11 protein-coding genes are annotated in these 12,575 nt (G+C 40.9%); 2 read left to right on the top strand and 9 right to left on the bottom strand.

From position 1 onward, the window contains the following. Positions 1 to 144 precede the first annotated feature (144 nt). Complete coding sequence (locus tag RT761_RS07200; RefSeq protein WP_218110750.1) at positions 145 to 1,146, bottom strand: sugar-binding protein; 1,002 nt, start codon at positions 1,144 to 1,146, stop codon at positions 145 to 147. Positions 1,147 to 1,766: 620 nt separating this feature from the next. On the opposite strand from RT761_RS07200, the gene rd reads away from it, so the two are divergent. Then, positions 1,767 to 1,925, top strand: coding sequence for a rubredoxin (gene rd, locus RT761_RS07195; protein ID WP_218110749.1), 159 nt, complete (start codon positions 1,767 to 1,769; stop codon positions 1,923 to 1,925). A gap of 118 nt (positions 1,926 to 2,043) precedes the next feature. On the opposite strand, the gene RT761_RS07190 is transcribed toward rd, so the two are convergent. The 7 genes from RT761_RS07190 to RT761_RS07160 form a co-directional block, all read right to left on the bottom strand. Then, positions 2,044 to 2,544, bottom strand: a complete 501-nt coding sequence (locus tag RT761_RS07190; protein ID WP_218110748.1) for an ECF transporter S component — start codon at positions 2,542 to 2,544, stop codon at positions 2,044 to 2,046. An 86-nt stretch (positions 2,545 to 2,630) separates the two neighbouring features. Next, a complete protein-coding gene (locus RT761_RS07185; protein WP_218110747.1) occupies positions 2,631 to 3,473 on the bottom strand; it encodes a carbohydrate ABC transporter permease in 843 nt (280 codons plus the stop codon). Further along, complete coding sequence (locus tag RT761_RS07180) at positions 3,474 to 4,355, bottom strand: carbohydrate ABC transporter permease (protein ID WP_218110746.1); 882 nt, start codon at positions 4,353 to 4,355, stop codon at positions 3,474 to 3,476. 53 nt (positions 4,356 to 4,408) lie between these two features. After that, positions 4,409 to 5,743 (bottom strand): ABC transporter substrate-binding protein, encoded by a 1,335-nt coding sequence (locus tag RT761_RS07175; protein ID WP_218110745.1) that lies wholly within the window; start codon positions 5,741 to 5,743, stop codon positions 4,409 to 4,411. A 96-nt stretch (positions 5,744 to 5,839) separates the two neighbouring features. Continuing rightward, entirely contained in the window at positions 5,840 to 6,625 is a 786-nt protein-coding gene (locus RT761_RS07170) for an SDR family NAD(P)-dependent oxidoreductase (protein ID WP_218110744.1), read from the bottom strand. Positions 6,626 to 6,647: 22 nt separating this feature from the next. Next, a complete protein-coding gene (locus RT761_RS07165) occupies positions 6,648 to 7,682 on the bottom strand; it encodes a Gfo/Idh/MocA family protein (protein WP_218110743.1) in 1,035 nt (344 codons plus the stop codon). 10 nt (positions 7,683 to 7,692) lie between these two features. Next, the gene (locus RT761_RS07160) at positions 7,693 to 8,934 is read right to left on the bottom strand and encodes an ROK family transcriptional regulator (protein WP_218110742.1); all 1,242 of its coding nucleotides are present in this window, start codon (positions 8,932 to 8,934) and stop codon (positions 7,693 to 7,695) included. Positions 8,935 to 8,981: 47 nt separating this feature from the next. On the opposite strand from RT761_RS07160, the gene RT761_RS07155 reads away from it, so the two are divergent. Beyond that, positions 8,982 to 10,646, top strand: a complete 1,665-nt coding sequence (locus RT761_RS07155) for a glycoside hydrolase family 3 protein (RefSeq protein WP_218110741.1) — start codon at positions 8,982 to 8,984, stop codon at positions 10,644 to 10,646. Positions 10,647 to 10,865: 219 nt separating this feature from the next. Here RT761_RS07155 and RT761_RS07150 read toward each other — a convergent pair whose 3' ends face one another. Then, on the bottom strand, positions 10,866 to 12,569 hold the full coding sequence (locus RT761_RS07150) for a hypothetical protein (RefSeq protein WP_218110740.1): 1,704 nt from the start codon (positions 12,567 to 12,569) through the stop codon (positions 10,866 to 10,868). Between the last annotated feature and the right edge of the window lie 6 nt (positions 12,570 to 12,575).

Here is a 12,575-nt window from a genome sequence, read left to right as displayed (position 1 = left end):
CCCTCTGTTTAGGAGAAGAACCTCACACTCAAAAAGCGCGAGGTTCTTCTTTCCCATTTTCCCTCTTGTACTCTAATTTTCAATTTGGAGAAATTGATTTCTATGAAGTAGCCTTCTTTTCTCGGGCTTCATTCATTTCGCTAATTAGAAGGCTGGCGGAAGAGGTTTTGTAAAGTCTTGGGTTTCCCAAGCTTCAATCATTGCATCGACATTCTTGATGGTTACAATATCCATACCGGAGTCAGTCCAGCTCTCGTACCTTTTATTATTTACAATATAATCGTAGAGCATTTGAATTGTATCATACCCCCAACCCCAATACTTTTGGCCAACCAGACCGGAAAGATAGCCATCTTTTAAAAGTTCTAATTCAACTGGCAATGTATCAAATGCAATCGTCTTTAAAGTACCGGCTTTGGCTGCGGCTTCCCATAGAGGCATAGAGCCTCTCTCAGCAAATAACGGCCATAGACCCACAAAAAACCACCCATTCAAATCAGGATTAGCTTGCATAACTTCCTCAACTACCTGAACTCCTTTATTGATATCATCATCACAGGCAACCGTGGTTACGATCTCAATATCCGGGTAGTCTTTTACCCCATCTTTAAAACCACGGATTCTTTCCTCTAAATTGAAAGCTCCTGGTACTCCGGTAAGCAATGCAACTTTTCCTGCCGTTCCCATAGCCTTTACCAACAGATCAGCCGCTGCCTTTCCACCATCATAGTTACTAACCCCTAAATAGGTAAAGCGTTGGCTTTCAGGGGAATCTGAATCCCAGGTCATAACTGGAATACCGGCTTCGATAGCTTTATCAATTACATCTTCGAGGGCAGTCGGGTCGTTGCAAGATACACCAATACCATCTACTCCTTTAGAGATAACATCCTCAACCACCCGAACTTGTTCGGCAGCATCGGAATTAACCGAGGCTACATACAACACTTCCACTGTATCTTCGGTTTCTTCAGTCAATTCTTTAGCTCTTTGCAAGGCACCACTTCGGCCTAGTTCAAACACTGGATTATTTAGAGCTTTTGGGATCCAAGCAAATACATATTTGTTTGCAGCGATACTGATAGCTGGGAAAAGCAGGGAAAGTGCGAAAACCAATATCACACACCATAAAACATATTTCTTCATTTTCATTGATCCTCCCACTCCTTTTTAAAAAATTGAATCTAAATAACTAATAATGATATTTATTTTTTTGTTATCATCTCCTTTCCATTATTTATTCCATACTAAGATATAGTATTACTCTTTCAACAAATATTTGTCAAGGTATGAAGTAGTGATAGGTGAATAGTTATCATTAATTATAAACGATATCTAACTTGATTCATAAAACCGCGAGCTTGATAAATCAAGACCCTACAAAAGAATTAAAAAATGATGGAGCGCAATTTATTGCACCCGATTAATGTAGCGACATGCCAGGGCATGTCGAATCTTGGGCTTTTCACCCTCATCCTCACCTTCTCCCATTAAGGGAGAAGGAACTCTGATTCGTCATTGTGAGGAACGAAGTGATGTGGCAATCTCATGAGTTCAATCTTTTTCATTCCTCTCTTTTTAGATAAAGGGAGATTAAGAGGGATTCGATTCTCTTAGAATTTTTTCAAATCTCGCCTTATTAAAGGTGGAGTGTAAAAGACGTTGAGGAGATATCGAAAATATTTAGCCCACAATATTTTCAAAACTGGAAATATATTTTGGTAGAATAGAGTTATAATTTTTTAAATTGTAAGGGAGGTAGATTTATGGATAAGTATGTTTGCACAGTTTGCGGATACGTATATGATCCTGAATTAGGCGATCCTGATGCTGGAGTAAAACCTGGTACATCTTTCGATGATATTCCTGAGGATTGGGTATGTCCAGTATGTGGTGCTTCAAAAGACCTCTTCGAAAAACAATAATCTGAGTTCAAGACCTTTTAGAACCTATCTTCTCTGAACTAATTTTTTAGGTTAAAAATAATACCGTTTCTAAATAAAGGGATTTTTCCTCAAGAAAAATCCCTTTATTTAATTTTTTTCATACTTCTCGAGTATAAACCTTCTCAACTCTTTTTATCGCATAAAAAAGTAAAAGTGAGATGATAACGGCACTTCCTGCTTGTATTAAGTTTCCAGGTATTTCAACCAAAGCTGCCCCCAAACCATAGAGACGGGTTTCAACTAAAAAATAACCAAAAACCATTTCTAGAACCGCAAGAATAAGAATAGGAATTCTTTTTCCAGCGCTCATCTCTTTTGAAGCAAAAAGACCAACGATCAGCCCTTCTATTCCTTTAATGATAAGAGTAAACGGCGCCCAGTGAGCATAACCAGTAAGAATATCAGCTAAAGCTGAACCTAACCCGCCACCAATCATCCCCACCTTGGCACCAAAAAGCATAGCAAAAACCAAAATAACCGCATCACCAAGATTAATATACCCCTTGGTTTGCGGTATCGGTACCTGTACTACCATGGTAACAACTGTGACCACTGCAACCGACAACCCGGTATAGGCGATTAGTCTTGTTATTTTCATTTCATCTCCACCTTAGGAATATCTTCATTCATATTCTATTCCTCGGAGAGTTCCATTTCAAGGTACAATAATCCTTTATTAGCTGCTCAGCTCTTAATAGCACCAAAAGTAAGACCACGAACCAGATATTTTTGAACTATTAAAGCGAAGATAAGAACTGGTATAGTAGCAACTATTCCCACTGCCGCCATTTCTCCCCAGATTACACCAAGAACTGAAAGGAAAAAAGTTACCGTCGTTGGTATAGTCCGAGCATTAAAACTGGTTAGAAAAAAGGCCAGAGAAAATTCGTTCCAGGATTGGATGACACAAAAAATTGAAGTAGCAGCAATCCCCGGAGCAATGAGCGGGAAAATGATTCGTCGTATGGCCTGGAATCTTGAACAGCCATCCACCCAAGCTGCTTCTTCGAGTTCACGAGGAATATCCTCAATAAAGCCTCTCATCATCCAAATAGTAAAAGGAATATTAAAGCTCAGATACACGATAATGAGAAGGAGGTGGGTATCAAGAAGCCCTACAAAACGCCCTAGAAGGAAAAAGGGTATAACCACTGCCATAGGTGGTAACATCCGGAGCGAAAGAATCCAATAGGCAATATCTTCTTTTCTATTGAACTGAAAACGTGCTAGTCCATAGGCAGCAAAAGTGCCTAATACAACAGAAATCAAGGTGGTAAACAATACTACAATGATACTATTGTTGATATACATAAACATATCTCTTTTTTGAAATATCGCTCGATAATTTTCGAGAGTTGGTTGGAAAAACCAAACTGAAGGATCAATGGTCTGAACCCGAGTTTTTATTGAAGTCATAAACATCCAGATAAAAGGAAAAACACAGACAATAACCACCAAAGCAATTAGAATATCTAAGATGATGTTTTTGACTCTTCTTTGTCGGGTATAATTAAAAAATGTGGTCATTTAAAATTCCCCCCTGGTCCCTCTTCTCATTATCCGTAGCAATATGTTCGTCAATATTGTAATAATAACCAGTAAAACCATAGCATTCGCCGATGCTCGTCCAATCCAATTGGTATGTCGGAAACCGAGTCGGTAGATATGCATACTCATTAACTCAGTAGCATTTCCCGGTCCTCCTTGAGTCAAACCGTATACAATATCAAATATTTTTAAAGAATCAATGGAACGAAGCAAAATGGCAATAAGAATCATCGGCTTTAAAAGAGGAAGGGTAAGGTAATAAAATATTTGCAGGGGTGAGGCGCCATCAACGACAACCGCTTCGTAGGGTTCCTGAGGAAGAGATTGTAAACCAGCATAAAGAATAAGTGCAACAAAAGGAGTCCATTCCCAAATATCAACCATCATAACCGACCAGAGAGCGTTTTCATACCCTAACCAGTTGATTTTTGTAATAGAAAATAAAGAAAGAATATAATTAAGAACTCCATATTCGGTATTGAGCATTAATTTCCAGATGAGCGAAATGATAGTCGGGGTGATCACCATGGGTATGATTAAAAAAGACATCCATAATCTTTTCCCGCGAATACGTCGATTAAAAAGCAAAGCAATAGCTAAACCCAATACGAATTCAATGACAACGGTAAAAACCATAAACCAGAGACTAATTTTCATCGAATGCCAAAAATCTTTGTCTTCAAAAGCCAGATATTGAAAATTTCTGACACCTATTAATTTGTGTTGTTCCCATCCCATTGTCAAATCATAATTGGTGAAACCCATATACCAGAGAAAAATTGTGGGAAAAATTACAATCGCCACTAAAGTAAGCAGTGACGGCAGTAAATACCAATAGTGTTCTTCCCTTTTGTTCTTCATCGATAATTCTCCCGATGGGGGGGGAGGGTTTTCACCCTCCCCGAGAGTCATTCCTATTCAGCCATGATATTTTCGCATTCAGCTTGGGCTTTATCCATAGCATCTTTGGCAGACATCTGTCCAGCTAACACATCGGAACCATAGGATCCAGCAATTTCCAAGACTTTCATTAGTTTTGGGTGCGGAGGCAACCACATCATACCATCTTTAACTAAATTGGCGGCACGACCTAAGGATTCTAATTGAATCGGGAAGGTCCAGTTGGCGGCAACTAGTTCTTCATCAGTATAAACCGATTCTCGCACTGGGGTACCACCAAGTTTGACATAGTCTTTCGCTTTATATTTGCTGGTCATCCACACGATGAACGCCCAAGCGGCTTCCTGTCTTTTTTCATCGACATCGCTGGAAATACCAACGTTCCACCCGGCTAAAACTCCATATGCTCCAGCTGGCCCGCTAGGAGGTGGCACAAAACTGACTTTATCAGTAATGGCCGATTTGGTTGGATCAATAACCCAGGGAGTAAGAGCGGTTGAGTCAAACCACATGGCCGCTCGGCCAGAAGTAAATACTGAAACCGCTTCTTCATGAGTATAAACGGCAATATCCGGAGGTCCTTGATTTAATAGATCCACATAGTATTCAAGTGAGGCTACTGTTTTTGGATCATTCAAAAGAACATCCCAGGTTTTTTGATCGAGTACCTGGCCACCCAGTTGATACATTACCGTCAACCAACCGGAAGCAAAATGGATTCCTCTTTGGGCACGCATTCCTATTCCATAAAGGTTTTCTTCTTTTCCTTTGAAAAATTTGGCCATTGCTAACAATTCATCCATGGTTTCAGGAGGCTTCTGGCCGTATTTTTCGAAAAGATCAGTCCGATAGCCAACATAACGAGTCTCACCAGCGACTGGAATTCCACTGATGACTCCATTGAAAGTTCCTATGCCATCCCGGTAGGCCGGTAGAATATCAGCATATTCATACCAATCAGGAGTAATTTCTTTGTTTTCGAGGAGCGGCTGAAGATCAAGTGCTACTCCGCTTGGCGCGTACTCAGCCATATTGAAAGCATCGATGAGTATAACGTCATAGACACCGGTTTTGGCTTCGTGTTCTAAAAGCAGTTTCTGGCGGAGCAAGCCTTCCTCAATGATATCCCATCGAACCTTAATCCCAGTCAATTCCGTGAACTCGTCAACCATTGCTTGCATGGCATCGGTGGTTGGGTGTGAGGTAAAAGCACAGGTAATGGTTGTGCCATCAAATTTTTCTTTAACCATATTCGACCAGGTAGCTACCTCGGCCGGGACTTCTGCCCAAACAACACTTGCTAATGAAAAAAACAGCAATATCACGAATGGAATAATAAACTTACGCATCTCATTTTTCCCCCTTTTTATTATTATCTGATTAAAAAATCTGTGACTCATGAAAAGCTAAGCTATCACCTCCCTTTTTTCTTTTTATCTTTTCTCTTACCACAAAGTATATCCTCCATCAACAACGACAATTGATCCAGTCATAAAGTTGGAAGCTTCCGACGCTAAATATATAACGGTTCCCTTGAGTTCATTGGGATTCCCAATTCGCTTTAAAGGGACCATATCCACTACCTGGTTATAAAAATCCTGGTTAGCTTCAAAAAATTTGATATTCGGTTCAGTCAGGAAATATCCAGGGGCAATGGCATTGACGTTAATGTTATAAGGAGCCCACTCGACAGCCAAAGCCCTGGTTAAGGCTGCAATTGCCGATTTTGAAACTTCATAGGATCCGCCATGTACACCTTTGTTGATTATTGACCCTGAAATTGAAGCCAAGTTGATTATCTTCCCGGCCCTTTGTTTTATCATTTCCTTCCCAACCGCCCTGGAACAAATAAACATACCGGTGAGGTTAGTATCAATAACAAAATTCCATTGGTCTAAACTGGTTTCTTCGGGGGGAAGATTAATTCGACCGGTTGCTGCATTGTTAACTAATATATCGATCTTTCCGAACTGATCAATTATTTTATTCACAACTTTTTCAACTTCAATTTCTTTGGTTATATCTGCTGCATACCAAGTACATTGTGGATTAATCTGAGCAATTTCCTTGCCAGTTTTCTCCAGTTCCGATTGATTTCTCGCCAGTAAAATTGGCGTTGCCCCGGCTTCAGCTAAAGCGGTAGCAAATGCCTTCCCTAAACCCTTACTTGCTCCAGTTATCAAAGCTACCTTTCCACTTAAATCAAATATTTTTATGGCATTATCAAGCATTCGAATCCCTCCTGACTTATTACTAAGAATTATAGGTGACTTCAACCGGCATTCGGGTTTTTGCTGATTCCATAATAGCGAGAATAACCTTGCTCACCCGGTATCCATCTTCAAAGTCAACAACAAATTTCTCACTGGTCCTTAATCTATGAATAAAATCCCGAATACTTTCATGAGCAAAACCACTCGGCTTGCCATGTATGGTGGGCATTACCAGGATATCGGGATGATCACTCTTTTCGGGAAGATAGCGTTCAATGGCTTGGTTATTGGTCAGATCCATATTAAACATCCCCTTACTCCCCAAAATGTTCAGCTTTATATCATTCCAGTTGGGATGAGAATTTGGGATAATCCAGTTGTTTTCAATGCTGGCAATAATTCCATCTTCCATTTCCAAAACACTTTGATAAATATCGGGAACATTCACACCAAGCTTCACTAAGACTTCAGCCCGGGAAACCGAATATACTCTTTTGACCTCTTTGCCGGAAAGAAATCGAAGGGTATCAACCGTATGGCTTCCTAAAAACCAAAGGATGGATGATTCTTCAGCCCAGGATAACATCTGGGTGGGAACATAAATGGTATCATTCAAACGGTAGTACATGGAAATAATCTCACCGATGGTTCCCTGGTCAATATTCTTTTTGGCAACGACTAAAGGTGGATTCCAACGAGCGTGGAAATCAACCATGACTCGCACTCCTGATTTTTCATAAGCGGTTTTCATAAATTTTAAATCCTCATGATTGGTTGCCAGCGGTTTTTCCAAGAGAATATGCTTACCTGCTTGACAGGCAGCAACAAAAGGTTCTCGGTGGGCAAAATCGGGTGTTGCTATCCCAACAGCTTGTATTTCAGGGTCTTTTAACATTTTTTCTGGATCTGTATACCAACGCCGAGCATGATACTTTTCCGCTAGGATTTTCGCTTTTTCTTCAACTTTGTCACATACTGCAATCAGTTCTGAAAATGGCTCAGTTGAATAAATCCAAGCGTGAGAATTGCCCCAGATTCCGGCACCGATGACGCCAAAACCAATTTTTTCCATCATCAACCCTCCATCAACGAATTATCTCTAAACTAAATAAATTTTCCATCACCAGAGAAGCACCCCAGAGCGCTTCAGCTTCTTGGTGAAAACGACTCATTTCTAACTGAATATTGCGCGCTAAAGGTTCCAGAGCTTTTTCTTGGACTTTTTGTTGGACTGAACGTAACATTTCCTCCGGCTCGATCCGGGTAAGCCCTCCGGCAAAAATAATCTTCTCGGGTGCTAAAACATTAGTAAGGATGGCAGTTATCTCGCCTAAAGTAGAATAGGCTTCCAAGGTCATTTCCCTTGTCGAAGGTTTCTTAATTTTATCTCGCAGTATACGAGTTGCATCGTCCTCTCCGGTATATTTTCTTCCCATTTTTTTCATTAAAGCGGGAAGTGAAACCATTGATTCAATACAACCGGTTTTTCCACAAAAACAAGGATTTCCATTTTGGATCAAAGGAATATGACCTATTTCACCAACGCCATCTAAAAAACCCCGATATATTTTCCCTTCAATGACAATTCCTGCTCCAATGGCTTCTCCGCAGTTGATACAGATAAGATTTCGAGAGTTTTTTCCGCTTCCGAACCACATTTCCCCCAAGGTGGCTGCAGTGGTTCGGTTATCAACTAAAATAGGGAATTTTTGATTTACACTCGCTGCCAACATCGAACCGATTGGTATCCCTTTCCACCCAAAATGAGCTGAGTATTCAATAACTCCCGAACGATGGTTAACAATACCCGGAGCACCCAAGCCTATACCTAAACAGGTCGTTTCTGGAAACCTCGAAAGAGCTTCATTCACAAACCAGGCAACCTCATCCACAGCGGCTCGGGGTGGTTCTTTGGTTAATAAGGTGAAGGATTCTCGGTTAAGGATGGTACCCTTGAGGTCAACAATAGCAACTTCAACGTCCCCAAAATCTTTAAGTAAAACGCTGAGGACCACTGGTCCCTGGGGATTCACCGTGAGAAGCTCGGGTTTCCTCCCCAAAGGAGCATCTTCTTGACCATTTTCAACAATTAAACCTTGGTCAATTAAATCACGAATAATACCCGATACCGTCGATTTACTAAACCCAAAATTGGACCGTATCTGGGTTCGTGATACCTGTTCTTTTTCCCAGATATAACGGAAAACCATTTTCTTGTGGATATCATTAACTCGAGAACTGGTTAGAGTTGTCATCATCATTGTACCATTTGTTCGATTCGAGAACGAACTATTAACATTGTAAACAATAAATAGAATCAATGTCAACGGAAATGCATGCTATAATTGGTAAAATAATATTGGGGAGGATGAGCATGAATTTTCCATCACCAATTCAGTCCCTTCTGAATTCTCTTTCTCTTGAAGAAAAAGTTGGACAGCTATTTCTTCTAGCTTTTGCAGGGCACAACCTTAACCCGATTACACCACTTATTGTAGAATACGGTATTGGTGGCTGCTATTTAAGCCAGGAGAACGCCTCCAATCCTGAAGAAGCAAAAGAATTGACGCTTTCACTCCAGAAATTTACCCAGCGAACATCCCATCAAATTCCTCTTATTTTAGGCGTAGATCATGAGGGAACCTGGGGAGTGCTGGTTCCGTATAGTACAACCGGGCCGGGAAATTTAGCCTTGGGTGCAACCGGAAAACCAGAACTAACACAAAAAATATACGATATTTTTGGAAAAGAAATGCTCTCGGTTGGCTTCAATGCTATTTTTGCTCCCTGTGCTGATTGTAATTCCAATCCTCATAATGCCATTATCGGTATGCGATCCTTTGGTGAATTTCCCAATAGAGTCGCTGACCAGGTTGTAGCCGCCGTCAAAGGAGCAAATACCAGTGGCATAATATCAACCTTGAAGCATTTTCCCGGTCATGGAGATGCTTCCATAGACAGCCATCGCAATCTCCCAACTGTGAATAAAAACCTCAATCAATTAGAACAAGGTGACCTTTATCCTTTTCAACAAGGTATTGACGCTGGTGTCAATATGGTCATGACCTCCCATATCCTTTTCCCTCAAATCGATTCTATCAATCCTGCGACTATGTCCCCCTTAATTATGAACCATCTCCTTCGGGAAAAAATGGGCTTTAAAGGAGTGGTGCTCACTGACAGCATGAATATGGGAGCTATAAAGAAAAATTACCCTTCTGATGAAGCCGCCATCAAGGCCATTCAAGCCGGTGTTGATATGATTATGTTAGCTGAAGAACACTACGATCATGATTCCTCGATATATATTAAACAGCATATGAAGCTTATCCAAAGCGTCATTCAAGCGGTAAAAAAAGGAAGAATAACTCAGGAAAGATTAGACCAAGCTTCGGGAAGAATTCTAACTCTCAAATTTAATAAAGGGATTTTCTCTGCTCCGTCGATGATAGCCGATTTAAAACCACAGTTTGGCTTGAGTGATCATGCATCAGTAGCCCTTGATGCGGCGTCTTCAGCAATTACAATTTTACGGGATCGTTCGCAATTATGGCCAATAAATTTAAATCAGCCGCTTACTGTCATTAATTGTGTCCCACGCGATGCCTATGCTATTCTCTCTCACACCAGAGGCATTGGTCCAAACCAATCGGAACCGGCATTTGACATCTTTGAAAAAGAACTGGTTCGTTTAGGTGTTGACATTAAAATCTATCATTATGAAGACTTAAGGGATGAAGCTATCCCCGAAACAATATTATCAGCTCATTCTTTCATTGCAGTGACCGAGGATTATCCACTTCCTGGTGCGGATTTTGAAACCAACCTCCAAAAACAGTTAGTAAATAAACTATCAACATCTGTCGGCGATCGAATGATCGTTCTTGCTTTTCGCAGCTCCTATGAGCTTTCCGAATTTCCTTCAGTGAGTACTTATATTTGTACTTACTCCAGTCGACCTTGTTCAGCTTTAGCAGCTGCCCAAAATCTTGTAAATAAAAAACCACTCACTGGTCAAGCTCCTATCTCTGTCCTGTAAACTTTTTAGCGGGCTTGATTTATCAAACCGCTACCAAATCTTCCCTGATGGGAGAGTTCTATCTTATTTTTTCCTCTCCCCTGGTGGGAGAGGATTAAGGTGAGGGGGGATTGGATACCTTCCATAAACTTCATTTCATAACACCAAACCTGGATTTCAATCTTGGCTTTCACCCTCATCCTCACCTTCTTTCATTCTTTAACCATTGCATGAAAAAGATTAATCAATCACCATGGCTTTCTTTTTCATCAGACGATTTTGAAGCCATATCCACCGTCGATACTGCTCTCCGCTCAACGAGTGACTCATTTCCCGAGCCTCGCCAATCGCTTGACTCAAAATATCTCCTTGCGATGGAACCGTAAGAAGCCGAAGATAGATTTCGGCAGCCAGTTTCCCTCCGAAAAGAGGACTAAGGTCTTTTTCAATAAATTTCTCCCAAGTCAGAGTCGGTTGATAACCAAAGCGAGCGAACGCTAAATAATTGATTTCATTGACGACGCTAAATGCACTAACCTCACCAAAAATGGTTGCGCCTTTCATTCCACTTTTAAAGGCCAACTGCATCATTTCAGCGAAACGGTCAGCAACTAATTCATACCGTTCCCGATTCCATTGTGAACCCATATGGGTGCGAAAGATATTTTTACTCCGAGGCAATCCTTGAACATATTCCCTGGTTAAATCAGTTTTTAAACGAGGCCAGTAAGAGCGATTAAAACAAAATTGATAAATTGCCTCGTCGGGCAATTCATCAAGAGATTGAAGTACTTGTCGGTTTAAAAGGTTATCCCAATAAGCCTCACTGACCAACCAAAGGTCTTGACGCTGATTTCGAGCAGCCGAAAAAAGACGTGGATAAAGGAGAGCCATATCTCGTAACGACCAAGTTGAATTTTCTTTACGTCTTCGAGAACATTCTTCGCACTGGCAAACTCCATAATCTCCGGTTTCAAAATTAATCCCACCAATCATGAAGGTTTCTGCTAACCAAGCAATCGCCTCCTCATGATATCGGGCGTTTTCCGATTTTGAAGGACAGGCGGTATCGGTGTATTGGTTTTCTGGAAACCAAAGAGGAGGTAAGTCAGGAATGGAAAAAGCGGCCGGCGCTCCTAATACGGCTTTTAATTCTGGATGTTGTCGGAGCCATTGGGTTAAATTAAAGCGGTGGTTTCCTTCCCAATAGATCCCTCCGTAAGCATTAATTCCAACTCCGGGGAGAATCCGGACTCCCCTGTCAGTTGCATATCGGCAGAGCTTCTGCGCGGCTTCAATTCCTCCATGGCAATCCCTCAAAAAGCCGTAGATAGTAACTCCCCCAATTCGATTGAGACTCATAAAATCAACTAATCGATAGTAGTCTTCTAAAAACCCCTCTGGGGGTTTGGAATAATAATTCATGGCACCGATTTCCTGAATACCGACTTGCTCCAAACACCAGTTGGTACTATGGTCCCAGGTCCAAAGCAAACGATAAGGAAGTAAAGGTGACTGCTCAAGATTCACTTCCGGAATGAATATCTCATCACCCTGATATGAAAGAATTTTTTGACCCAATTCATTCACCGCATAAATCAAACCCGGTCGACCACCCCCTAAAAGGAGTATCAATGGAATTTCCTGCCATTGAGCGGTTTGAATTTTAAAACCATCTTCTACCAGTTGAGCGCTTTTCCCTGAAGGTTGTATATCAGAGAAAAGTTGGTTTTCCTTTTCTTCCAGATAAATAAAACCTTTAAAGTTTTTATCAACCTTTTTCCAATCACGAAGTTTAAAGTCTCGAGGAGAAAGAATAACAAAATCCCGCTGTTGAAAATATTTTTTCAACTGGGTGACGGGGAAGCTTTCCTGTTCAAGATCGGTTACTACGACCAGTTGAGCAGCCTTTGGTATACGTAAAAATGGCAAAGATGGTGGCATCTACCG

The organism is Atribacter laminatus (assembly GCF_015775515.1).
Classification (GTDB): Bacteria; Atribacterota; Atribacteria; order Atribacterales; family Atribacteraceae; genus Atribacter; species Atribacter laminatus.
This window is presented reverse-complemented; position numbering and strand designations above follow the sequence as displayed.